The organism is Thermopetrobacter sp. TC1 (genome assembly GCF_000746275.1).
Taxonomy (GTDB): domain Bacteria; phylum Pseudomonadota; class Alphaproteobacteria; order Rhizobiales; family Aestuariivirgaceae; genus Thermopetrobacter.
Genome location: NZ_JQKX01000026.1, coordinates 30,170 through 54,009, shown reverse-complemented (window position 1 = coordinate 54,009; position 23,840 = coordinate 30,170). Strand labels below are relative to the sequence as shown.

General features: G+C 61.6%; 22 protein-coding genes. 14 read left to right on the top strand and 8 right to left on the bottom strand.

The features are described from left to right. Nucleotides 1-7 precede the first annotated feature (7 nt). Nucleotides 8-1,240, bottom strand: coding sequence for a cytochrome D1 domain-containing protein (locus tag EK16_RS03735; RefSeq protein WP_081910229.1), 1,233 nt, complete (start codon nucleotides 1,238-1,240; stop codon nucleotides 8-10). After that, a complete protein-coding gene (locus EK16_RS03730) occupies nucleotides 1,227-1,547 on the bottom strand; it encodes a c-type cytochrome (RefSeq protein ID WP_081910228.1) in 321 nt (106 codons plus the stop codon). Before EK16_RS03730 ends, EK16_RS03735 begins: the two co-directional genes overlap by 14 nt. Nucleotides 1,548-1,867: 320 nt before the next feature. Between EK16_RS03730 and EK16_RS03725 the strand changes: the two genes are divergently transcribed. The 3 genes from EK16_RS03725 to EK16_RS03715 all read left to right on the top strand — a co-directional run bounded on the left by EK16_RS03725 (nucleotide 1,868) and on the right by EK16_RS03715 (nucleotide 4,494). Next, nucleotides 1,868-2,581: a prolipoprotein diacylglyceryl transferase gene (locus tag EK16_RS03725; RefSeq protein ID WP_038034834.1), complete on the top strand. Its 714-nt coding sequence runs from the start codon at nucleotides 1,868-1,870 to the stop codon at nucleotides 2,579-2,581. Beyond that, nucleotides 2,578-3,981 (top strand): radical SAM protein, encoded by a 1,404-nt coding sequence (locus tag EK16_RS03720; protein ID WP_038034833.1) that lies wholly within the window; start codon nucleotides 2,578-2,580, stop codon nucleotides 3,979-3,981. The genes EK16_RS03725 and EK16_RS03720 overlap by 4 nt, the downstream gene beginning before the upstream one ends. Nucleotides 3,982-4,230: 249 nt before the next feature. Next, nucleotides 4,231-4,494: a hypothetical protein gene (locus tag EK16_RS03715; RefSeq protein ID WP_038034832.1), complete on the top strand. Its 264-nt coding sequence runs from the start codon at nucleotides 4,231-4,233 to the stop codon at nucleotides 4,492-4,494. A gap of 75 nt (nucleotides 4,495-4,569) precedes the next feature. Here EK16_RS03715 and EK16_RS03710 read toward each other — a convergent pair whose 3' ends face one another. The 3 genes from EK16_RS03710 to EK16_RS03700 all read right to left on the bottom strand — a co-directional run bounded on the left by EK16_RS03710 (nucleotide 4,570) and on the right by EK16_RS03700 (nucleotide 8,206). After that, the gene (locus tag EK16_RS03710) at nucleotides 4,570-5,475 is read right to left on the bottom strand and encodes a prenyltransferase (protein WP_051928890.1); all 906 of its coding nucleotides are present in this window, start codon (nucleotides 5,473-5,475) and stop codon (nucleotides 4,570-4,572) included. A 455-nt stretch (nucleotides 5,476-5,930) separates the two neighbouring features. Then, nucleotides 5,931-6,401 (bottom strand): plastocyanin/azurin family copper-binding protein, encoded by a 471-nt coding sequence (locus EK16_RS03705; RefSeq protein WP_231573594.1) that lies wholly within the window; start codon nucleotides 6,399-6,401, stop codon nucleotides 5,931-5,933. Between the two features lie 152 nt (nucleotides 6,402-6,553). After that, complete coding sequence (locus EK16_RS03700; protein ID WP_038034831.1) at nucleotides 6,554-8,206, bottom strand: nitrite reductase; 1,653 nt, start codon at nucleotides 8,204-8,206, stop codon at nucleotides 6,554-6,556. A 370-nt stretch (nucleotides 8,207-8,576) separates the two neighbouring features. Between EK16_RS03700 and EK16_RS03695 the strand changes: the two genes are divergently transcribed. From EK16_RS03695 to EK16_RS03670, 6 genes are all read left to right on the top strand, one after another. Then, on the top strand, nucleotides 8,577-9,020 hold the full coding sequence (locus EK16_RS03695) for a c-type cytochrome (RefSeq protein ID WP_038034866.1): 444 nt from the start codon (nucleotides 8,577-8,579) through the stop codon (nucleotides 9,018-9,020). A gap of 17 nt (nucleotides 9,021-9,037) precedes the next feature. Continuing rightward, nucleotides 9,038-10,402, top strand: a complete 1,365-nt coding sequence (locus tag EK16_RS03690; RefSeq protein ID WP_038034830.1) for a cbb3-type cytochrome c oxidase subunit I — start codon at nucleotides 9,038-9,040, stop codon at nucleotides 10,400-10,402. 208 nt (nucleotides 10,403-10,610) lie between these two features. Then, nucleotides 10,611-11,450 (top strand): CbbQ/NirQ/NorQ/GpvN family protein, encoded by an 840-nt coding sequence (locus EK16_RS03685; protein ID WP_038034828.1) that lies wholly within the window; start codon nucleotides 10,611-10,613, stop codon nucleotides 11,448-11,450. Nucleotides 11,451-11,535: 85 nt separating this feature from the next. Further along, nucleotides 11,536-13,512, top strand: a complete 1,977-nt coding sequence (locus EK16_RS03680; protein WP_038034827.1) for a nitric oxide reductase activation protein NorD — start codon at nucleotides 11,536-11,538, stop codon at nucleotides 13,510-13,512. A 149-nt stretch (nucleotides 13,513-13,661) separates the two neighbouring features. Then, nucleotides 13,662-14,270: a cytochrome c oxidase subunit 3 family protein gene (locus EK16_RS03675; RefSeq protein ID WP_038034826.1), complete on the top strand. Its 609-nt coding sequence runs from the start codon at nucleotides 13,662-13,664 to the stop codon at nucleotides 14,268-14,270. 28 nt (nucleotides 14,271-14,298) lie between these two features. Then, on the top strand, nucleotides 14,299-14,628 hold the full coding sequence (locus EK16_RS03670) for a cytochrome C oxidase subunit IV family protein (protein WP_038034825.1): 330 nt from the start codon (nucleotides 14,299-14,301) through the stop codon (nucleotides 14,626-14,628). A gap of 525 nt (nucleotides 14,629-15,153) precedes the next feature. Here EK16_RS03670 and EK16_RS03665 read toward each other — a convergent pair. Beyond that, the gene (locus EK16_RS03665) at nucleotides 15,154-16,413 is read right to left on the bottom strand and encodes a transporter substrate-binding domain-containing protein (RefSeq protein ID WP_197059595.1); all 1,260 of its coding nucleotides are present in this window, start codon (nucleotides 16,411-16,413) and stop codon (nucleotides 15,154-15,156) included. Between the two features lie 294 nt (nucleotides 16,414-16,707). Between EK16_RS03665 and EK16_RS03660 the strand changes: the two genes are divergently transcribed. The 3 genes from EK16_RS03660 (at nucleotide 16,708) to dusA (ending at nucleotide 19,708) form a co-directional block, all read left to right on the top strand. Next, complete coding sequence (locus tag EK16_RS03660; protein WP_038034824.1) at nucleotides 16,708-17,247, top strand: 2-thiouracil desulfurase family protein; 540 nt, start codon at nucleotides 16,708-16,710, stop codon at nucleotides 17,245-17,247. Nucleotides 17,248-17,767: 520 nt separating this feature from the next. Continuing rightward, nucleotides 17,768-18,550 carry a DNA repair protein RecO gene (gene recO, locus EK16_RS03655; RefSeq protein WP_369793077.1) on the top strand — a complete coding sequence of 261 codons (783 nt, stop codon included), beginning with the start codon at nucleotides 17,768-17,770 and terminating at the stop codon, nucleotides 18,548-18,550. A gap of 135 nt (nucleotides 18,551-18,685) precedes the next feature. Beyond that, nucleotides 18,686-19,708: a tRNA dihydrouridine(20/20a) synthase DusA gene (gene dusA, locus EK16_RS03650; RefSeq protein WP_081910226.1), complete on the top strand. Its 1,023-nt coding sequence runs from the start codon at nucleotides 18,686-18,688 to the stop codon at nucleotides 19,706-19,708. Between the two features lie 210 nt (nucleotides 19,709-19,918). Here the strand turns inward: dusA and EK16_RS11385 are convergent, their stop codons facing one another. Further along, on the bottom strand, nucleotides 19,919-21,529 hold the full coding sequence (locus tag EK16_RS11385; RefSeq protein ID WP_051928888.1) for a sensor histidine kinase: 1,611 nt from the start codon (nucleotides 21,527-21,529) through the stop codon (nucleotides 19,919-19,921). A 195-nt stretch (nucleotides 21,530-21,724) separates the two neighbouring features. Between EK16_RS11385 and EK16_RS03640 the strand changes: the two genes are divergently transcribed. After that, nucleotides 21,725-22,357 (top strand): glutathione S-transferase family protein, encoded by a 633-nt coding sequence (locus EK16_RS03640; RefSeq protein ID WP_038034822.1) that lies wholly within the window; start codon nucleotides 21,725-21,727, stop codon nucleotides 22,355-22,357. Nucleotides 22,358-22,374: 17 nt separating this feature from the next. Then, entirely contained in the window at nucleotides 22,375-23,040 is a 666-nt protein-coding gene (locus tag EK16_RS03635; protein ID WP_051928897.1) for a uracil-DNA glycosylase family protein, read from the top strand. Nucleotides 23,041-23,151: 111 nt separating this feature from the next. On the opposite strand, the gene EK16_RS03630 is transcribed toward EK16_RS03635, so the two are convergent. Beyond that, a complete protein-coding gene (locus EK16_RS03630; RefSeq protein WP_038034821.1) occupies nucleotides 23,152-23,637 on the bottom strand; it encodes a peroxiredoxin in 486 nt (161 codons plus the stop codon). Nucleotides 23,638-23,840 lie beyond the last annotated feature (203 nt).

Genomic DNA, 23,840 nt, shown 5'->3' with positions numbered 1-23,840 from the left:
CCTCACATCACAGGCCGATCTTGTGGGCCCGCACCGTGAAGAAGATGCCCGAAGGCGCCCGCGCCGGCAGCTCGCCCACCTTCGTGAAGGTGTGGGCATCGTGAATGTCGATACGGTTGGCATCCCGCACCGAAAGCCACACGCGCTCGCCCCGCGGGGTGAACTCCATGTGCAGCACCGCGCGCCCCGGCTTGAAGGTGTGGATCACCTTGCGTTTCACAACGTCGATGATCTGCACCGTGTCATTGTCCGGATGCGCGAAGTTGACCCAGACATGCCGGCCGTCCGGCCGCGCCATGACGAAAACCGGCTGGCTGTGCACGGGGATCTTGTCCACCAGCTTGAAGCTGCGCCCGTCCATCACCAGCACCTCATGCCGCCCCACCGCCGGGAAGAAGAAGTGTCCGGCCGCCTCCGTCCAGCCTTCCAGATGCGGCATCTTGTAAACGGGCAGCTTCTTCTCGCCCTTGCCGTAATCCTTCAGGATGCGCTTTACCTGCAGCGGCTCCTGCCAGAGATCGACGAGCGCCATGCCGTCCTCGCCGAACAGCCCGGCGATGTAGATGCGCCCGCCCTGGGCGATGAGGCCGTCATAGGGGTAGCGCCCGGCCGGGCCGATGCGCACCACCTCCGGCGCCTTGCCGGAAAAGTCCGCCATCCAGATCTCGCCGGCGTCATACAGCGCGAAGAGAAAGCGGCGGCCCGGCGCATCCACCAGCCCCACCACCTTCGAGCGCCCGCCGCGATAGGTGGCCGGAATGTCCGCCACCGGCTTGAGCGTTTCCGCATCAAAGACCCGCACGCCGCCCGGCTTGTAGTTGGACACCGCAATCAGCTTCCCGTCATCGGAAATGGCACCGCCAATGGCATTGCCCGACTGGATGATGCGCTTCTTCACCTCCGCGGTGAGCAGGTCGATCTTGGTCAGCCCGCCGTCGCGGCCGAAAACGAAGGCATAGCGCTCATCGCGGGAAAACACCGCCGAAGCATGCGAAAGATCGCCCAGCCCCTCGATGCGGGCAAGGATGCTGCCTTTCGTGTGCTCCACGATCAGCACCGAACCCGTGGCCCGCTCAATCACCAGGCCGAGATCCCCGGTGCCGCGGCAGGCGCACGCACTCTCAGCGGTCTGGCTTGAGGCCTCGCCCGTCTTTTCGGCGGCCGCACGCCCGCTTGTTGCGGCCCCGGCGAGCAGGGCCGGCACAACCCCCAACGACCTGACGAACTCACGGCGTTTCATGCGGGAACCCCTCTTTCAGCCGCCGCGCAATCCACAGCGCCTCTTCCTGAGTAAGCTGGGAGCGCCATGGCGGCATTGGCGTATCCGGTATGCCATCCAGAATGATCTCGGCGAGCGTCTCAGCATCCCTGTCCGCGAGGTTCTCCGGCAACAGCGGCTTGCCAAGCCCGCCTTTCAAGGTCATGCCATGGCAGGAGCCACAGTCCTGCCGCACCAGATGGACAAGCGCCTTCTGCCGCTGGGGGCTCAAAGTCCCTTCCGCCATGGCCACGGCCGCCGCCGGCAAGGCCGCCAGCGCCAGCAGCATGAGCCCTCTCAGCAACAGGCCGCTTCTTCGCGCCAGTGTCCGCCTGCTTCTCTCCATCCGCAACCCGAAAGGAAAAGGTTTCGCTCCCCGAGGAAAGATAGGAAACGGGCCCGATCAACCCCTTGATGAAAATCAAGGAATGTCTGCCCAAACCGGCCGGCTGTTACTTTGTAAAACCGGCGTGAAACAGCCAACCTTGCCGCTTTTTCATTCCCTGGCGCCAGAGGGGGCAGCAAGAAGGCTGCATTCAATGAAACTTTTGCCGCTCAGGCGACAATTCGCCCCGGCCATGCAGGCAGAGAGGGCGATATAATGCCACCATGACCGGGGGAGTTTTTTATCATGTACTGTTTGACATCCTGGCGGCACTTGCGGCTGGCGGGGTGACCATTTTCGTCCTTGTCTGGCGCCTGCAAGCTTCTCGCCATGACGTGCAAGATGCTGTTGGCCTGGGCTATGCCCTCGCACTCGTTTCAGGAGCCGTTCTTGGCGGTTATTTCTTCGGAACGGCCAATCTCTGGCTTTCCGGCATTTGGGGTATCGGCCGCTCCATCGCAGGCGCCCTGCTGGGAGCCATTGCCGGCGTGGAAATTTACAAGGCAAGAGCAGGAATTTCCGGTTCAACGGGCATTCTTTTTGTCGCCGGCTTTGCCGTTTCCGTGATGATCGGCCGTCTCGGATGCTTCTTTGCCGGCCGGCCTGATTTCACCTATGGCGTGGCCACGTCCCTTCCCTGGGGTGTGGATTTCGGCGATGGTGTGATGCGCCATCCCGTTCAGCTTTATGAAAGCGCGGCCATGGCGGCCTTTCTGATATTCGCGCTTGTCATGCTTGCGCGCCGCTCACGTTTTTTCATGGACAAGGGGTTTTATCTGCTGACCATCTGGTATGGCGCGCAGCGTTTCATCTGGGAGTTTCTCAAGCCTTATGGCAAGGTCATCGGGCCTTTCAACATCTTTCATGTCGTCTGTGCTGCCCTTGTGGGCTATGGCGCATGGATGCTGGTGAGAATAAACCGGGGGCAGGGGGGATGAACACCTTTCGCCGCAAGCAGTCTTCCTATGTGTATCTCGGGCAGACTACCTCGCTGTGCGAAAAATGCCTGCGCCTTGTGCCGGCCAAGATTTTGCGCGAGGGCGATACAATCGTTTTTCGCAAGCGCTGTCCGCAACATGGCGTAAGCCGCGCCGTGATATCCACCGATGCCAGCTATTACCTCAGCCAGCGCGACTTTCTGAAGGTGTCTGACCTGCCCCAGGCACCGCAAACGCGCATTGAAAAGGGCTGCCCTCATGATTGCGGTCTCTGCCCGGATCACGAACAGCACTCCTGCCTGGCGCTCATCGACATCACGGATGAATGCAATCTGGAATGCCCCGTGTGCTTTGCCGCGTCCGGCCCGGGGCGGGGCGGCTTCAAAACGCTGGCGCAGATCGAAAAAATGCTCGACACACTGGTGGAATCGGAAGTGGAGCCCGATCTGCTGCAGATTTCCGGCGGCAAACCAACACTGCACCCCGATATCTTGCGCATCATCGAAATGGCCAAGGCGCGGCCCATCCGCCACATCATGCTCAATACAAATGGCGTGCGCATCGCCAACGAGCCGGAATTTGCCGAGGCATTGGCGCGTTTTGCCCCGGGGTTTGAAATCTATCTGCAGTTCGACTCCCTGCGCCCCCATGTGTTGAAAGAGCTGCGGGGAGCCGATTTAACGGGCGTGCGCCGCCGCGCGCTGGAAAATCTGGAGCGGGCGGGCCTTTCCACCACGCTCGTGGCGGTTATCGCCAAAGGGCTGAACGAGGATGAACCCGCTGACATCATCCGCCATGCCCTTCGCTGGAAATGCGTGCGCGGTGTCACCTTCCAGCCCGTTCAAAGGGCCGGTCGCCTGCTGAACGATGCAGCAGGTCGCGGGCGCGTCGTGCTGTCCGATATCCGGCGGGCCATCATCGAAGGCGACTGTGGATTTGCCGAAGAAGACCTCATTCCCCTGCCGTGCAATCCCGAATCCATCTGCATCGGCTACGCCCTGCGCGATGGAGAGAAGATCGCGCCGGTCACCCGCTATATTCCGCGCGATGTCATCGTGGCAGAATTGCCCAATGCCATCTCCTTCGAGAAATACCCGGAGCTGCACGCCCGCATTCTTGAATTTTTCTCGCTTGATACCACCTGCGACAGCGCCCCGGGACGGCTTCAGTCCATGTTGTGCTGCCTGCCGCAGATCAGAATGCCTGAAAATCTTTCCTATGCCGACATTTTCCGCGTTGCCATTGTCGAATTTCTTGATGCCGCCAACTTCTGCCTGGGACGCGTGAAACGCTCCTGCATCCATTTTGTAACCGATGATGGCCGCATCATCCCCATAGACACATACAACCTGTTTTACAGGCCCGGCACCGGCGCATGCCATGAGGGGAAAATGGCATGAAAATATTCATGGGCATTATTGGTGTCATTTTGATAATAGGCGCTATCCTGTTATCATTGTTTGAAAGCACATGCATATATATTAAAACTACTTCTTATAATTATAATGGGAGCTTTATCTATTATCTTGTGGTGTGTTATTTATTGGGGTTATCTTAATCACCATAGGGATAGTCATGCTCAAAAAAAAGTATAGATCAAAACGCAAGGATCAAAACGAATCTTTGAAACAGAAGGATGAAACTTCCAAATGATGAAAGGGGCTGTGATGAACAAACTCATCGCATACGTAATGCTTATTACAGGAATATTACTTATTTTTTATGGGGGACTATGTGCTGTTATTTATATGGCAGTATTCATAAGTGATCTTATGCAATTTGGGATTAAGCATGTTTTTGAAACATATTTCGATATGATTGGCTGGCTATTGTTCCTGCTTCCTGTAGCCATGTTGATTGCCGGTTATTTGTCTATCAAAAAGTCCAACTTGATCTTCAGGAAAAAAGAATGATTGTTAAAAAAAGCTTTTGTCGACTGAATGTTTTCCATCCGAAGCGAGAATATTCATCCGGTTCGGCCTGTTTCCTTACGCCAGCCATTTGGCGGCCATGATGCCGAGGCCCAGCAGCGAGGGCGTGATCAGCGTCAGCATGACGTTCTGCCCCAGCGCCGGAACGAGCCGCGCCATGTCGGCATGATCGCGCGTCACCCGCCGCCATACCATCCACGCCAGCGGCATGGTGAGAAAGCCGGCCGCCGCCGCCCGCGGCAGCGCACCGAAGGCAATGCCGGCGGCGAGGCTGGCATAGGCGAGCAGGAAGAACAGGCCCATGATCAGCGCCGCCCGTTCGGGCCCCATGGTGATGGGGATGTTCTTGCGACCGAAGCGCCTGTCCGCCTCCATGTCCGGAAACTGGTTGGCCAGCAGCAGGTTGTTGACAAGAAAGAAGACCACCAGCGCCGCAAACAGCCCGCTGGCGCTGTAGGTACCTGAGAGCACGAACTCCGTGCCCAGCACCATGGCCCCGAACCCGGCGCCGGAGGCGATCAGCGTCAGCCAGCGGTTTTGCAGGATCCACGGCGTATAGGTGGCGGCCAGAATGAAGCCGGGCACCCCCGCCAGCAGAATGCCGGGCCCGCGCCGCCAGAAGAAGTAAAGCCCGAGAACCGCGGTGAGCGCCAGCGCACTCAAGCCCAGCCGCAGCGCCAGCGGCGCCAGATCCGGCCGGTCGGGCAGGGTGCCGGAGCCGCCGGAAAAGGGCGTGCGTTGCGTCTCCATGTCCAGCCCGCTTTTGAAGTCGCCATATTCATTGAGCGCATTGACCGCCACATGCGCCGCCAGCGCCCCGATGAGCACCAGGGCAAGCAGCCCCGCATCCATGGGTGCACCGCGCCAGGAGGCCACCGCCGCGCCCGCACCGACACAAATGGGCGTGAGCACCAAAAACGGCAGCCGCGCAATGTCGGCCAGTTCTTTCAGGGGCAGGGCCATGGCGTTCTCCTCAAAATCTCATGGGTCAGCGCCTGATCGCCGCATCGGCCAATAGGGGCAGGCCGCCTTCCGATTTCGCCGGGGCAGCAACAAAAATCAAGAGGCCACAGCCCGCCCCAGGCCCGCCTTTTCACGCCATTGCATCACCCAATGGGCATCTCCCGACCTTGCCTGTTTCAGGCTTGAACCGGAACCCGGCAGTCCAGGGAGGACAGGCCTGAAAGAGGCAATGTCTTAATCCTCCCCCTACCAGGGGGAGGGGGAAAAGTGGTTCTTCATGTATGATAAAGAATATCAAGGGCAATTGAGTTGATAATGCGATAGGAGGCACGCAGGCATTCGCCAGCAGGTTTAAGCGCGCCGTATTGCCATGAAGAAATGGCCGGAACGGGATCGCCCCGCTCCGGCGGCTGAGGCCGCAAAGACGCGGCGCATCATGAAGAAGGGCGGCGCGCTTACGGCGCCTTGGGATCGACGATCACCTTGCCGACCATGCCCTCCGTCTTCCAGTGCGGGCCGCACAGATAGGGATATTCCCCCGGCGGCAGGTCGAACTTCATCTCCACCTTCTCCTCGGGATCGGGGAAGATGCGCTCCGATTCTTCCTTGCCCGCCTCCTTGAACCAGACGGAATGCGAGGTGCGCTTGTCCACGTTCACCCAGCGCACGGTCGTGCCCGGTTTGACGCGCACCTGCGGCGGGCAGAAGGTGTACTTGTACATCTTGACCACCACGATGCCCTTGTCCTTCAGGCTGGCGGAGGGGTGACCATAGATCTTCTGATAGCGCTGTTCCGCTTCCTCGCAGATTTTCTGCTTCTCCGGCGTCATCTGCGGCGGCTCAGGCGTTTTCTCCGCCGCCAGCGCGGCCCCTCCCGCCATGAGGGAAAAGGCCAAAGCCGCATGAGCGATCAAGGCATGTTTCATCGCATCCCTCCCTTTCCTTCGCAGATGTCTTTTTCGGCCGGTGTTGTTCGGAAACCTTCCGTCTGAACGCAGAATAGCAGAAGGGCGGCGACATCGCCATGCCGCCACCCTCCTTGCGCGTCGTTTGAGTTTACGTCCTGCAACCGGCGCGATCAGGTCACGTGATTGGCGCGGTTGGAGACGTTGAACTTGCCCGTCGGCGTGTAGAAGCCCTTGATGCGCTTCTTCTCCTTAAGCGTCTTGGCGTCGTAGACCACGATCTCGCCATTGGGCTTCTTCGGATCGGTGCGGTTCCACACCGAGACCCAGAACTCCGAGCCGTCGGCGTTGAACTCGATGTGCACCGCCGCATAGCCGGGCTTCTCGGTCACGACGATGGGGCCGATGAGCTTGCGCGTCTTCTTCTCCAGCGCGTAGATGGACTGACGCACCTCCTCATCCGGCGACTTCGTCTGATCCGCCAGCACGTAGGGCGAATTCGGGTGCGTGCGGATGAACACGCCCGGGCCGTCCAGCGTCACGTTGTAGCAGACCTTCCAGGCCTGATCCGGATGGCCCTTCGGATCGTTGCCCCAGGTCGTGATCTTGCCTTCGCCCAGATACACCGTGCCGCCCACAGGCCCGCACTTGGGATCCACCCAGTTGGCACCCGGGCCGGGGTGCGGCTTGCGGCCCACGTCGATGATGGCCTCAAGCTTCCAGTCCTTGGTATCGACCACGACCATCTGATTCGACGCGTTCGCCGCGATCTGGAAGTAGCGGCCGGTGGGATCGAAGAACCCGTCGTGCAGGAACTTGGAGGTCTGCATCTGCACGATCTTGAGGTTCTTCAGGTCCGTGTAGTCCACCTGCCACATCTGACCCAGCTCCTTCGCCGAGATCAGGAACGAGGTCTGCAGCGGTGTGGTGTACACGGCGGCGACGCGGGACTCCTCGACATACTCGCCGTTGATGTCATAGCCGCGGGTGGAGATAACGCGCAGCGGCTCCATGGTCACCGCGTCCACGATCACGAAGTGCGGCGGCCAGTACCCACCGCCCACCACGTACTTGCCGTCGCCGGAGACGGCCACGTCGCGGGCGTCATAGGCGATCTTGGTCTCGGCCACCACCATCTTGTCCGGGGTCTGCCACAGGTCGATCTTGGTCAGCTTGCCGTCACGCCCCATGGTGTACCAGAAGCGCCCCGGATGCTCGCTTTCCTTCACATGGTGCTTCTCGGCGGACTTCAGCACGTGCACGGCATAGCCGGTGTTGAGATGCGCAACGATCTCGTGCTTGTCGCCGTCCACCACCGCCACCTTGCCCACGTCACGCTCGATGACGAGGAAGAAGTTCTTCCAGTTGCGTCCGTGCAGCGGCTTGTCTGGATAGTCCTCCGGCTTCACGTAGACCTTGGTGGCCTTCTTCATCATGGCCAGGGACATCTCCGGCGGCTTCGGCGGCGGCAGCTGGATGTATTTCGCCAGCAGCAGGATGTCTTCCTTGCTGAAGATGTCGCTGAACGGGTTCATGCCCCCGTCCGTGCCTTCCGTAATAATGCGCGCGAGCTTCTTCGTGCCCAGCTTGCGCGTGTTCTTGGGCTCCAGGTTCTTGCCCGTGGCGCCCTTGCGCAGAACGCCGTGACAGCCGGCACAGCGCTGGAAGTAAAGCGTCTTTGCCCTCTCGAACTCCTCCTTGGTCAGGGTCGGCGCCGGAGGCAGGTCCTCCGCGTGCGCCTTGCTCGTGAACGTGCCGCTCCCGCCGTTCAGGGGCAGCAGCAGGGCCGCAACCGGCAACAAGGCGTAGAATGCTGCTCTTTTCATGACGTCCCTCTAGTCTAGGGTTTTGGTTGAGATTGCACGGGTTGCCCACGGCCGCAGAGTTTAGACAAGGCGAGAAAAGGGGCATTTGACTTTCATCAAGGGTAAAGCCAAGTATTGGTCAACTAGAATTCCCTATCATTTTGGTAAGAAATAAGAATAAATTTCTTGATCTGGATCAATATTCAAGGGCTATACCCGAAATCAGCTTCTCCTGCTTTCTGATCGAGCTGCGACATCCTGTCAAGAGAAGGGCGGCAGCGCCTCTCCGCGCGCTGCAGGCGCAAGAATCTTGACAATGGTCAAGGCGGAAAAAGATGAAGGCTTCGTAAGCTTGCGCCGCGAGCCCACGAATGAACGAGGGGAAGCGGTCATGCAAACCAAGTCGACGGCACGCAACATCTTCTTCGGCGGCACGATATTCTTCTTTGTGGTTTTCGTGCTGCTGGTTGCGCACAGCTACAGCTATATCGTCAACGTCTCCACGCCACCACTGACCGATTCCGTGGTGCGCGGAAAGAAGGTGTGGGAGGAGAACGCCTGCATCGACTGTCACACACTTCTCGGCGAGGGCGCCTATTACGCGCCGGAGCTGGGCAACGTCTGGAAGCGTTACCTGGCCAACAACGACAATGATCCCAAGGCGGCCCGCGAGGCCATCATCACCTGGATCAAGTCCATGCCCACCGGCGTGGAAGGGCGGCGTCAGATGCCGCACTTCGATCTCACCGATCAGCAGCTCAACGACCTCGTCGATTTCTTCGAGTGGACGAGCAAGATCAACACCCAGAACTGGCCGCCCAATCTCGCCGGCTGAGGGGAGGGTAAGGAACCATGAAGTATCAATCCCAGAAGATCTCCCTGGCGTATTTCGCCTTCGCCATGGTATTGTTCGTGGTGCAGGTGCTCATGGGCGTGGTCATCGGCTATGTCTATCTCAATCCCAACTTCCTGGCCGAGGTCCTGCCCTTCAACATCCTGCGCATGCTGCACACGAACTCCCTGATCGTGTGGCTGCTCACCGGCTTCTTCGGCATCGCCTATTACATCATCCCTGAGGAGGCCGAACGCGAGATCGAGAACCCCACCCTGGCCTATGTCCAGCTGGCCATTCTGGTTCTCGGCACGGCAGGCGTGGTGGTCACCTATATCTTCGACCTGTTCCACGGCAATCCGTTCCTTGGCAAGCAGGGGCGTGAGTTCATCGAGCAGCCCGTGTGGGTGCAGCTCGGCATCGTCGTTGCCGCCCTCATCTTCCTCTACAATGTCACCATGACGGTGCTGAAGGGGCGCAAGACGGCGGTGGCCAATGTGCTGCTGCTTGGCCTGTGGGGCATTGCCATCTTCTTCCTCTTCGCCTTCTACAACCCCGCCAACCTTGCGCTGGACAAGATGTTCTGGTGGTGGATCGTCCACCTGTGGGTGGAAGGCGTCTGGGAGCTGGTGATGGCCGCGGTGCTTGCCTTCCTGATGCTCAAGCTCGCCGGTGTTGACCGCGAGATGGTGGAGAAGTGGATCTATGGTCTCGCCGCGCTCTCGCTGTTCACCGGCATTCTCGGCACGGGCCATCACTATTACTGGATCGGCACGCCCGCCTACTGGCAGTGGATCGGCTCCATCTTCTCCTCGCTTGAGGTGGTGCCCTTCTTCGCCATGGTCCTCTTCGTCTTCACCATGGTCTGGAAGGGCCAGCGCGAGCATCCCAACAAGGCGGCCCTGCTCTGGACGCTGGGCTGTGCGGTGCTTGCCTTCTTCGGAGCCGGCATCTGGGGCTTCCTGCACACGCTCGCCCCGGTGAACTACTACACGCACGGCACGCAGGTGACCATGTCGCACGGGCACCTGGCCTTCTATGGCGCCTATGTCTGCCTCAACCTGGCCTTCATCACCTACGCCATGCCCAAGCTGCTGGGCCGCGAGCCCTACAACCAGGTGCTCAACATGGTCTCCTTCTGGGTGATGACCGGCGCCATGGCCTTCATCACCTTCGCGCTCACCTTCGCCGGTGCCGTGCAGACGCACCTGCAGCGCGTCCGTGGCGAGAACTTCATGGACGTGCAGGATGAGCTGACGCTCTTCTACCTCTTCCGCGAGGGTGCCGGTGTGGTGGTTCTGCTGGCGGTGTTCCTCTATCTCTACTCGGTCTTCGTGCCGCGCGAGAAGGAGATCATCGCCCCTGCGGCCACCCCGGCGGAGTGAGCGTCAAGGGCAGAATAACACGCATCGACAAAAAAGAGCGGAGCGGGAGCACTCCCGCTCCGCTTCCGTTTGTCTTGGCGGATGCTTTCTTTTGCCTGAATTTATCTGACTTCCGTCAAACAGATTCATTGGCGGCGCATATAGCCTTGCCAGCAAGGGGGGAGCGTTCCCACCGTCAACCGAAACCACGAGCAAGGGAGGCGACGGCATGAGCGAATCGGCCACGGTAGCTCTCGCGGCAGACAACCCCGCTGAGAACGATGATACGGCCCGGGACATTCCCTTCTACCGTCCCGTGGCCAATGAGTGTGAACTGTTCGAGAAGGCGCACCGGCTGAAGCTGCCGCTGCTGCTGAAAGGCCCCACCGGCTGCGGCAAGACCCGCTTCGTCGCCCACATGGCCGCCCGCCTCGGCCTGCCGCTCTTTACGGTGGCCTGTCATGACGATCTCACCGCCGCCGATCTCACCGGCCGCTATCTGCTGAAAGGCGGCGAGACCGTCTGGACCGACGGGCCGCTGACCCGCGCGGTGCGCACCGGCGGCATCTGCTATCTCGACGAGGTGGTGGAGGCGCGCAAGGACGTCACCGTCGTCCTTCATCCCCTCACCGACGATCGCCGCATCCTGCCGCTGGAGCGCACGGGCGAGACCCTGCATGCGCCGGACGACTTCATGCTCGTCGTCTCCTACAATCCCGGCTATCAGAACATTCTCAAGAACCTCAAGCCCTCCACCCGCCAGCGCTTCATCGCTATTTCCTTCGACTATCCGCCGCCGGAGGTGGAAACCGAGGTCGTCGCCCGCGAAACCGGCCTGGAAGAATCGCGCGCCGCCCTGCTTGTGCGCCTGGCCCGCCGCCTGCGCGGCCTGAAGGACTACGATCTCGAGGAAGGTGCCTCCACCCGCCTCGTCATCTATTGCGGAAACCTCATCGCCGCCGGCATGCCCATGCAGGAGGCCATCGAGGCGGCGCTGATCGAGCCGCTCACCGATGACGAGGATGTCAAGGAGGGCCTGCGCGAGGCCATCGCCGCCATCATCGACTAAGACGGCAGCGGCCACTCTGCCCGCCGCCAGTGCCGCAAGGTGATACGGCCATGGGCAACAGGCGGCATATGAGAAAGGGGGGATCATGGGCTTCAGCATTTTCGAGCCGGAAGAGACCATCGGCACGCTGTGGGACAGGCTGATCACCCGCCCCACCGATTTGCCGCGCTGGCCGCAGGCCGCCGTCTCCTTCGCCGACATGCAGGGGCGCCTCGGCGTCTTCTTCCGCACCCTCGGCGGCGATCCCGGCGTGGACCTTGCCGCCACCACCCGCCGCACCACCCACGCCCGCCTTGGCATCTTCCATCGCCTCGGCCATGAAACCTGGCAGGTGCCCCGCGCCCGCATGGATGGCGACACCCTGCTTCTGCCCGATGTTCTCGATGTCTTTCCGGAGCAGGAAGCCAATGCCGATCTCTATTACTGGCTGGCGGCCTGGGCCGTGGCCGTGCAGGGCACCTGGCCAGAAGGCGCTGATGATCCCCTGCAGGCCGACGTTCTGGCCCTGCGTTTCGCCCTGGCCAGCGTGCGCCGCACCCTGGCCATCGCGCCGGGGCTGAAGCGCCGCTATCGCCGCCTGTGCGCCGCCGCCTTGCGCGTGCGCCCCCGCCGCACCCTGCCGCCTGCGGAAAAGGCGGTGGAGGAGGCTATTTGCACCCTGCTTGAACAGGGGGCCGGAGAAACGGATGAGGAGGAGATTAAGGCGCGGGCGGCGCGCAATCCCGTGCTGGCCGCCCTGATTGATGAAACGGCCGATCTTGCGCATCTTGTCGCGCCCCGGCGCTATCGCACCTTTCTGCCGGTGCCGCTGTGGGGCGATGCCGTGCCGCGCCCGGCGCGCGAGGCGCCCTTTGAGCGCGATGAAACGGCCGATAGCGGCGGCACCGAGGACGAGGACGCGCCCGAGCGCCGCTATCGCGGCCGGCGCCGGCGTGCCGATGAGGCGGAAAAGAAGGATCCGCTCATCCTCAATCGTTTCGAGCATATTCTGGCGCTGGCCGAATTCTTCAACCTCAATCGCATGGTCGATGACGAGGACGATCCGGAAAGCGCCCGCAAGGCCCGGGACGATCTCGATGAGATTTCCCTGGTGGAGAGCAGGAAGAAGCCCTCCACCAAGCTGCGTTTCGATCTCGACCTTTCGCCCGAGGACGTGGAGCGCGAGCGCCTTTCCGCCGAGCATGTCTATCCCGAATGGGACTATCGCAAGAATGCCTATCTGCCCGCCCATTGCCGCGTGCTCGTCCGCCCCGGCGAGGAGGTGGAGGAAAGCGAGGCGAGCTGGCAGCCGGATGAGGCCACCCGCCGCCGCATCCGCGCCGTGCGCCGCCAGTTCGAGGCCTTAAGGCCCAAGCGCGAAATTTTGCGCCGCCAGATGGACGGCCTGGATTTCGACACTGATGCGCTGGTGCGCTCGCTCACCGATCTGGCCGCCCATGGCGAAGGCTCCGACCGCATCTGGCTGCAGGCGCGCGAGACCGCCCGCGACCTGTCCGTGGCCGTGCTGTTTGACACATCCCGCTCCACCGAAAGCTGGGTGAAGGGCCGGCAGGTGATCGACATCGAGAAGGAAGCCTTGACCGCGCTGGTTGAGGGGCTGGCCGCCTGCGGCGATGATCATGCCGTTTATGCCTTTTCCTCCATCAAGCGACACCGTGTCTTCATCTCGGTGATCAAGGCCTTTGACGAACCGCGCTCCAGACGCGTGCATCGCCGTATCGCCGCTCTCAAGCCCGGATTCTACACCCGCCTCGGCGCCGCCATCCGCCATGTGGCGAAGGAGCTGGCAGAAAGGCCGCACACCCGCCGCCTGCTGCTGGTGATCACCGACGGCAAGCCCAATGATCTCGACCATTACGAGGGGCGCTACGGCGTGGAGGATACCGCCCGCGCCATTGCCGATGCGCGCCGAGAGGGGCTGAAGGTCTTTGGCGTGACCATCGACCACAAGGCGCAGGCCTATTTTCCCTATATCTTCGGCCGCAATGCCTATGCCATCGTCTCCAATCCGGAGCGGCTCCCCGCCGCGCTGCCCGTGCTTTACCGGCACCTGGTGGCGTGAAGACGGCGCATGCGAGAGAAGGAAGGGGCAAAAATGTGATGACGGCTACGGAGAAGCGCGCACCAATGCCCGAAAATGCACCCGCCGGCCTGAAATAAGGGCCGCGCCAGTATGGGGTGAGCCGCTGCCTGCCTTTGGGGGAAGAGGCTATGAGCGAAACGAAGACGGATCGTGAGCAGAAAGGGGATCAGGCCACATCCGGCAGCCTGGACGAGGGCTGGGGGCCGCTGTCCGAGCTGCCGGGCAATCCCATGATGTGGCTGCTCATCATTTCGGAAATCGCCGTCTTTGGCGCCGGTTTTGCCGGATTTGCCGTGGCCTTCGTCATGAACCCGGATCTGTTTCGCGAATCCCAGGATACGCTCAATCGCCTCGCCGGCGCCATCAACACCATGGTGCTCGTGACATCCGGCCTGTTTGCCGCCTTGGCTGTGCGCGCCGAAAGCGAGGGGCGCACCGGTCTCATGCGGCTGCATGTGGCCATTGCCGTTCTGCTCGGCCTTGTCTTTCTGGGGGTTAAGGTTGTGGAATATTCCGGCGAGCTTTCCGCCGGTCACACCATCGACACCAACACCTTCTTCACCCTCTATTATCTCCTGACCGGCTTTCACGCCCTGCACGTGGTGCTCGGCATCATCATCCTCGTCATTGTCGCCATCTGGCACAGCCTCGACAATCTCGAGACCGGTGCCGCTTTCTGGCACATGGTGGACCTCATCTGGGTGATCCTGTTTCCCGTGGTCTATCTGTTGCGCTAAAGAAGGCCTGCCGAAGGGAGAGCTGCACATGAACACGCGCCCGCATGCCAAGGATGATCACAACCTGCCCACGGCCCGGCAGCTGATCATGGCCTGGGTTCTGCTCATGGCCCTCACTGTCGGCACCATGATCGCCGGCCGGGTCACCTCCGCCGCCTCGCTCGGCCTGGCCTGGACGGCCCTGCTCATGGTCATCACCTGGGCCAAGGCGCGCACCATTCTCATGGTCTATCTCAACCTGCGCGTGGCGCCCGCACACTGGAAAAGCGGCTTTTCCGCAACCCTCGTGTTCGTGCTTCTGCTCATTCTCGGCATCTATGCCCTGGAAGCCTTAGGGCTTGTCATTCACCATAAGTGAAGGGCAAAGCCGGCCGTGGCATATGTGCCTGCGGCTGTGGCATGGTGCCTGCAAACATGCCCTAGGGGAAAGGTATTGGGGATGCGTCCCCCGCTCCCGCCTGCCGCACGATTGCATGGGGGCTTCGATGCAGGCTCGTGCGGGCAGGCGGGCCGGAGCGTGCGGCCTGGGTGTGTTTGGGGGAGGGCCGCAAGGCCGCCAAATTCTGGCGGCGCAACGCTCCGGTGCGGACCGAAGCGCGGTTCCATCTCTGCCGGCCTCGGTCGCCGTCATCATGGCATTGCGCGCTATGATGGTAAACGCGGGAGTGAATCCGTCCTTGCCAGCGCGTTAACGTCCGTCCCGAAATGAAACAGATGAACCAGCGGCCCCTTGCCGAAAGAGGCGGTCAAACTCTCGCGGCGATGGGCCAAAACTGAAGAACTGTTCCTGATCCTGACTGCCATCACCGCATGCGTAAACCACCCCTGAACAGTGACATTAAACGGAGTGGTGGGGGTGAATGCACCGCATGCGTCTGCGGCGCTATTTCACCGCCGGGCCGAACCATTTCTGATACAGCCGGGCATATTCGCCGCTTTCCTGAATGGAGAGCAGGGCGCGGTTGATTTTCTCGCGCAAAGGAGAACCCTCCGGCAGGGCGATGCCATAGGGCTCATGCTGAAACACCGGCCCCACCAGCTTCACCTTGTCCCGGCCCTTGGTCATGGCATAGTGGCTGAGCACGGGAAAATCATAGACAACGGCATCCACCCGTCCGGCCTCCAGCATGGCATAGGCATCCTCGATGCGGTCATAGAGAAACACCTTCACCCCGGGCAGGCGCGAGAGATAGCCGGCCGAGGTGGAGCCGCGCACCGTGGCCACGCGCTTTCCCGGCAGATCGGCCGGGCCGTTGATTGCGCCTTCCAGCTTGGTGATGGTCACGGCGGAGGTGATGGTGGCGGTGAACCAGGCAAAGGCGATATAGCCGAACACGATGAGCACCAGAGCGATGGCCCGGCCCATGTGGGTTTTCGGCGTCTTGTCGCCATAACCGACGGTGGAGATGGTCACCACCGTCCAGTAGACGGCATCCCACAGCCCCTGGGGATATTCATGGCGGAATTCGGGATTGCGATGCCGCTCCACCAGCCAGATCACATGCGCCGTGATCAGCACCAGAACCGCCAGCGCCAGCATGGCGATGCGAAAGCTGCGCGAGGTGACCATGCCTTTCAGGACCGACAGCGCCTGGGCAAGAATGGAGCCCTCATCCGCCCGCACCATGATCTGCAACCCGGAGCGGAAATAGGGATAGGAAAAGTCCATCACCTTCTCGCGCTCCGCCGTGATGGTGATGGCGGCGATAGCGATATCGCCCGCGCCCTTGCGGATATCGTCAAGCAGGACCGTGAGCGAAGGCAGAAGCACAATCTCGCTCTCCCGCCCCAGACGCTGGCTGACAGCCCGCCACAGATCGATGGAAAAGCCTTGCAGGCGCCCGTCCGCCCCGTGCATGACAAAGGGCGGGATGATCTTGGTCAGAACCTTGAGCGGCTTCTCTGGCGGGCCCTTGCGCGGCCGCACCGCGGGCCTGTTCTGAACGGGCGCGGAAACGCCGGCATCAGGAGCGCGCGTTTGCACATCCGGTTGCACGTTCGTTTGTGCCGCCGCAGGCGTGATCAACGAGGCAGGGAGAAGCACCAACAGGGCAAGGGCGAGCAAAACACCGGCGATCACGCCTGCTCTCGATGAGAAAGTCCGCCTCGCCATTGCGCTGTCCGCCATAAGAATGCCGCGCATGAAGATTGGGCCGCTCCCTTGCCTGAAAACGTGCATTGCGAAAAAAGGGCCTAGTCGTTACCGCCCGGTCCGTCAATGCGCCGTAATGCCCGCAAGAGCCCAACCGAAAATCCAACAAACCGCCCCGTGTCCCCACCCAAGCACCTCGGTTAGGCATAATATTGGGTGGCCCAAGTGGGGGCGCGGGGCGGTGGGTGGTGTGAAAATTCGCCTTCTGGCGAATTTTCGTTTGGACTCTAAGCGAAATTCGGCCGCTTCCATACGGACGGTTGTTAAAGGGAAGAACGAAACGCCATGGCAGAGGACGAGCAAAAGCCGCGCATTCTCATCTCCCGCTGTCTGCTCGGCGAGCCGGTGCGCTATGACGGCGACAGCCGTCCGCTCAATGATCCGCGCCTGCGCCGCTGGCAGAAGGAAGGCCGCCTCATTCCCGTTTGCCCGGAGCATGACGGCGGCTTGCCCACGCCCCGGCCCCCTGCGGAAATCATTGGCGGCGAAGGCGAGGATGTCCTTGATCGCCGCGCCCGTGTCATCAATGAAAAGGGCGCGGATGTCACCGCCGCTTTCCTGAAAGGGGCGCACACCGCCCTGAAGGCGGCACAGGCCGCAGGCTGCCGCTTCGCCCTTCTGAAGGCACGCAGCCCCTCCTGCGGCTGCTGCGGCATCTATGACGGCACCTTTACCGGTACCCTGAAACAGGGCCGGGGTGTCACCGCCGCGCTCCTCACCCGCCATGGCATCACCGTTTTTGACGAGACCAATCTGAACGCTCTGCAAGAGGCCCTGGCGCGTGAGGAAAACGGCACGGACGCCGAAGAGGGGAATAAGAGATAAGCAAGAGAAATCAGGGGGTTATAAAGCGTTGCCGAATCCGTTTTTCAAACAGGTGAATCACTTTCTAAAGAGGGCGTTGAATCAATTTCTCAAGTGCCTGAATCAATATCTGAGGGGCATGAATCGCTATCTGCAGCGGCCGGAGCATCTTGTGATGCCAGAAAGGAAAACTCAAACTACACGACAGAAGCTCTCTATCTTCCTCGTCACCCCGGCGAAAGCCGGGGTCTCGGGCCGCAGACTCATGCATTTTTGGCCCGAGATGCCGGCTTTCGCCGGCATGACAAAAAAGCGTTATATAGTGTGCACTTTAATGATGAGAACCAGTCCATCCCCTTGTTTATGGGGCAGAATCTTGTCCCTCTTCCCAGTGGATGGCCACACACTTTTTTGAAAATTATACCTTCTATGCGGCCAGAGCGCAAAGGCTTCTGCCCGTTCATGGTTGATGGAGGGTTAACGGCTTTTTCAGCCTAAAACCTCAGCCCGCCGGCCCAAAACCCGCCGGGCCTAAGCACCCTTGACAGCCTTCCGCGCAACGCCCCACATCGCGCCCATGGACTGGAAGGAGACGGCCATAATCCTCGGCACCTGGCCCCATGGCGAGCGCGGCGTTATTGTCGAGGTCCTCGCCCAAAACCGCGGCCGCTGGCGGGGCAGGGTACCCGGCGGCGCAAGCCGAAAGGCGCGGCCTCTCTTGCAGCCCGGCAATATCGTGCAGGCCGATTGGCGCGCCCGGCTGGAGGATCAGCTGGGCATGATGCGCATCGAGCTGATCGATGGCATTGCCGGCCGGCATCTTGCCGATCCCTTTGCGCTGGATGGCCTGGCGCTTCTCGTGGCCGATCTGCACCTGCTGCCGGAGCGCGAGCCCGAGCCTGCCATGTTCAGGGCCGCCCGCACCGTGCTTGATCACTTGGGCGAGCCGACGATCTGGCCGGCCCTGCTTGCCCGGCTGGAGCTTGCCCTGCTGGCCACTTTGGGCTTCGGCCTTGATCTGTCGCGCTGCGCCGCCGGTGGCTCAGGCCCGCTGGTTTGGGTTTCGCCCAAAAGCGGCCGCGCCGTTTCTGAAGAAGCCGGCCGCCCCTATGCCGATAAGCTTCTACCGCTTCCCGCCTTTCTCCGGCCGGATGGTCAGGGGGAAGGGCAGGGGAACCGCCCCGTGCCCGCCGCGCGCGATCAGGCGGATGCCTTGCGGCTCACCGGCTTTTTCCTCAAGCGCCATGTGCTCACCCCTCGGGGGCTGAAGGAACCCCACGCCCGCGACCGCATCATCCGCCGCCTCAAGGAACGCGATACGTAATCGCCCCGCTGCTTTTCACAAGGCCCGTCTGCCGGAAAGGCAAGGCAGCGCCGCCTTGTCAGCCCGGCATCGGCATGCTTCAAGCGAGGAACGATAATAATGCAGCACGCGCACATACGGGATGCTTGGGCGAAGATGACAGACAGGCTGAAAAGCGGCGCCGGCCATTTTCCGAAAACCTTCGCCGTTGCGCCGATGATGGACTGGACAGACCGGCATTGCCGCGTTTTTCACCGTATCCTGAGCCGGCGCGCCATTCTCTATACCGAGATGGTCACCGCCGAGGCCGTCATTCATGGCGACCGCGAGCGCCTGCTGGGATATGATCCGGTGGAGCATCCCGTGGTGGTGCAGCTGGGCGGCGCCGATCCGCGCAAGATGGCCAGGGCCGCCCGCATTTGCGCGGATTTTGGTTATGATGCCATCAACATCAACGTCGGCTGCCCGTCCGATCGCGTTCAGAAGGGGCGCTTCGGAGCCGTGCTCATGAAGGAGCCTGAAACCGTCGCCCGCATCGCCGAGGCCATGATGCAGGCGGTTGATGTTCCGGTGACGGTCAAATGCCGCATCGGCGTGGATGACATGGATGCCGATGCCGATCTTGACCGCTTCGTGGATATCGTTGCCCAAGCCGGCGTGCGCACTTTCATCATTCATGCCCGCAAGGCCTGGCTTGAGGGGCTTGATCCCAAGGCCAACCGCACAAAGCCGCCGCTGAACCGCGCGCGCGTGCACCGGCTCAAACAGCGGCGCCCGGATCTGGAGATTATCATCAACGGCGAGCTCGCCACCATGGCGGACTGTCAGGAGCAGCTCCGCCATGTGGACGGCGTGATGATGGGGCGCGCCGCCTATCAGACGCCCTGGGTGCTCGCCGGTGTCGATCCGGAGCTGTTCGATGAACCGGCGCCGGTGGCATCGCCGGTTGAGGCGGTGGAGCGTTTCATGCCCTATGTTAAGCGCATGCTTGCGCGCGGTGTGCCGCTGCATGCCATGGTCAAGCACACGCTCGGCATTTTTCATGGCCTGCCCGGCGCACGCCTCTATCGCCGTCACATCAGCGAAAACGCCACGCGCCCCGGCGCCGGCATCGAGGTTTTGCAGCAGGCGCTCGATGAGGTGAGAAACCGCCTGGCCCGCCGCCCCGCCGCGGAATGAGTCCGCTAACGCCTTTGCGTTTGTGGTCACACCCCGCCGGAAGAGGTCGTATAATTCCGGCCTAAAGCGTGAATGGCGGGGTAACATACCCCGCCGAAACGTTCCGGAACGGGATAAAATCCCGTTCCGGCGTTTTATTTCATTCCTTCAGAGATCTTACGCTTAAGTCTTTCCTGCCGGGTAACGCCACACGTCTCAACGGATGCTGGTTCAGGCCGGGCGTGCATCCAGCGCATCCAGCAGCCGCTTGCAGTTGTCATCGATTGTCTCTTCCGGATCGAGGAAGGCCTCCAGCCCCAGATCGGTTTCATCCTCGGCCACGCGCTCGGGCGGAAAGATGACATGCACCGTAGTGCCCTCATCACGGCGGCTGTCGAAATGCACGCTCGCCCCATGCAGCCGCGCCAGCCCATGGACGATGGCCAGCCCGAGTCCCGCACCTTCCACGGCGCCGTCAAGGGCATTCTTTCCGCGTGCGAAAGCCTGTTGCACATCCGCAAGCTCGGCCGGATCGATGCCGATGCCATTGTCAATCACGCTGATGCACAGGCCGCCCCCTTGCGCCCGCCGTGCCCGCACGCTGATGCGTCCGCCGCGATCCGTGAACTTCACGGCATTGGAAAGCAGGTTGAGCAGAATCTGGCGAAGCGCCCGCGGATCGGCCTTCAGCGCCGGCAGGTCTTGCGGAATATCGGTGGTGATCTTCAGGCCCCGCTCCGTGGCCCGAAAAGCGACAAGGCGGATGCATTCCTCCACCTGACGCGCCAGGTTCACCGCCTCCTCGCGCAGCTCGAAGCGCCCGGCCTCGATGCGGGAAAGATCGAGAATGTCGTTGATCAGGCTCAAGAGATACTGGCCGGATTCGCGGATGTCATGGGCATAGTCGCGGTATTGCGGTACGTTGACCGGGCCGAACAGCTCTTTCTCGATGATTTCGGAAAAGCCCATGATGGCATTGAGCGGCGTGCGCAGCTCATGGCTCATGTTGGCAAGGAACATGGACTTGGCGCGATTGGCCCGCTCCGCCCGCCGGCGCGCCTCTTCCGCCCGGTCGCGCGCCGCCGCCAGCTTGTCGATCAGCCCTTCGCGCTCCGCTTTCAGCATGAGCATTTCCTGCGCCGTTTCCTGCAGACGGCGTGAGAGCTGGATGAAGAAGATCTCGGTGATCAGCACGATGGCGGCAAGCCAGATATAGAACATCTCGCCCGCCAGCAGACAGCGCAGCACGATGGCCAGCGTGATCACGCCCGAGCCCGCCAGCACGATGGGCAGAAAGCTGAAGGCGATGAGGATGCGCACCGCCGCCACCACCATCAGCACCGCGATCATGAACATGTGCTGCAGGGTATTGCCTGCATCCCACAGCGAGAACAGCGGCAGCACCCAGGTGAGCGCATAAAGCAGCTCGCTGGCCAGGATCAGGCCGTTCCAGTCTGTTTGCGTGCGCAAGATGCGGGAAAAGCGCGTGCGTTTACCGCGGCTGTGAATTTCATAGGCATGACAGACGATCACCTGAATGCCCTGCGCGATCAGCACCAGAACCAGCCAGGTGAACACCGCCCAGACATTGCTCCAGGAGAGATTGGCGAGCGAAAACAGAAGCGCGATCAAGGGCAGCGCCAGCGCCACCCGCAGCTGATTGCGCACGAAGATGAGCAGCAGCGTTTCCTCGCCTTGCCGTTTTGCCGATGCCACGTCCGCACCGGATGCGTCCTTTTCAACGCGCATGGCCAGATGCGCACCGCCATGCGCGTCCGATGCAGTGGCGGCCGTAGTCTTCAACAGCCGTGCCGAGGATCCCTTGAGATCGATGTAACCCACGCTGATCGGCTCCCTTCCAGCTCTGTCGTCCTGCCCCGGTCTTTCTGGCGCTTCTTTTCGGGCGCCTTTTCGGAAGGCCAAGTTAGTGCAAAACTCTTAAGAGCCGCTTCTTCGACCTGGTAAAATCTCCTTTAATCGGCAGGGAAAAGGTGACAGACCGAAGGATGGGCAAGATCATGAAGGAGTGTTCCGCCGATGCGACTGTATGAGGATCCGCGTGCGCCAAGCCCGGGGCGGGTGCGCCTGTTTCTCGCCGAAAAGGGCATCGATGTGTCCTCCGTGCCGCTCGATCTCAATGCAGAGGAGCACAAGCGCCCCGAATTCCTTGCCCGCAATCCCTTCGCCCTCGTGCCGGTGCTGGAGCTGGATGATGGCACCTGCATTGCCGAGACCATGGCCATCTGCCGCTATTTCGAGGCATTAAAGCCCGATCCGCCCCTGTTCGGCGGCGATGATGCCAGGCGGCAGGCACTGGTGGAGATGTGGAACCGCCACGCGGAGTTTCAGGTGCTCATGCCCTTCTTTCATCTTTTCCGGCACACGCATCCGGCCATGCAGAAGCTGGAAAGGCCGCAAATTCCCGAATGGGGCGCGGTGAATCGCGACCGTGTGATGCAGGCGCTGGATATCATGGAGGCACGGCTTGCCGATGTGCCCTGGCTGGCCGGGGATGATTTTTCCATTGCCGATATCACGCTTTATGTCGCTTTGCGCTTCATGCGCGTGTTGCGGATCAATCCCACGGAAGGGCGCAAGGCCCTGTCTGACTGGCTGACACGCATGAAGGCGCGACCGGCCATGAGCGCCTGGCCGCCGAAAAAGGCTTGAAACGGCATATGCTGACCATGAATGACCGGGACGTGAAATCTCCCGCCCCGCAGGACGTGAAACGGCAGCAGCCGGAAGATCTGGACGCGCTGCTTGAAGAGATCCGCGCCTGCGACATCTGCCGCCGCCGCCCGCAAGGCGCCGCCCTGCCGCATGCGCCGCGGCCCGTCCTGCAGGTCTCGCCAACCGCCCGTCTGCTCATTGCCGGGCAGGCGCCGGGCACGCGCGTGCATGCCTCCGGCCGGCCGTTCACCGATCCTTCGGGCGATCGCCTGCGCGCCTGGCTGGGCATCGGCCCGGAGATTTTCTATGACGCCCGCCGCATCGCCATCGTGCCCATGGGCCTGTGCTTTCCCGGTCAGAACGAGCGCGGGGCCGACCTGCCACCACGGCCGGAATGCGCCCCCGCCTGGCGCACGCGCATCATGGCAGCCCTTCCCAATATCGCGCTCATCCTGGCCATCGGCCAATATGCCCAGCGCTGGCACCTGGGCCCTTTGTGCCGCCGCACGCTGACCGAAACCGTCCGTCACTGGCGGGAAGGGCTGACCCTTGCTCCGCCCGTCATTCCCATGCCGCACCCAAGCTGGCGCAACAACGCCTGGCTGAAGCGCAATCCCTTCTTCGAGGCCGAAGTCCTCCCCTTCGTGCGGGAACGGGTGCACGCTCTCCTTGAGCTGTAACGCAAGGCGCCGTTTTTGCACATCAGCTTACCTGGCAAACCGCCGGCACAATCATCGCCGGAAACTTGACGGACATGCCTTAGGAGCGCTCCGAGCTCGAGAGACCGGGCATCACATGTGCTCAAGGACGTTTTCCGCGGACGACACCGTCATCTTGCCGGGATCGGGCTCGATGAAGATCTCCTGCACCACGCCGTCATCCACGATCATGGCGAAACGCAGCGAGCGCGTGCCTAGGCCAATGCCCGATCCGTCCAGCTCCAGCCCCATGGCCCGGGTGAATTCGGCATTGCCGTCGGAAAGAAAGTCGATCTTGCCATCCGCGCCTGTGGCCTGGGCCTGTGCTGCCAGCACGAAGGGATCGTTCACCGCCATGCACACAACGGCATCCGCGCCCTTTTCCTTCAGGGCCTCGGCGTTGCTGACATAGGAAGGAATGTGCTGTGCCTGACAGGTGGGCGTGAACGCGCCGGGAATGGCAAAGAGCACCACCTTGCGCCCCTTGAAGAAGTCTTCGGTGTTCACAGGCTCCGGCCCCGCCTCGCCCATGACGAACACCGTCGCCTGCGGAATGCGCTGCCCTTTCTCGATGGTCATGACCGTCTCCTCCCTGCCTGATGGTTTCTCATTCGGGTTTGCAGATGTGTGTATTCAAACTGAAAATGCGAGTCGCTTGCAAGGCTCCGGCAGTGTTTCACGCCCGCGCCGGAAGGTCAATGCCTGCCTTTGTCGATGACCGTTCAGAATGAATGCCGCTCCGGCGTCCCGCTGGCCTGATCGAAGGAAAGGGCATCGCCCCC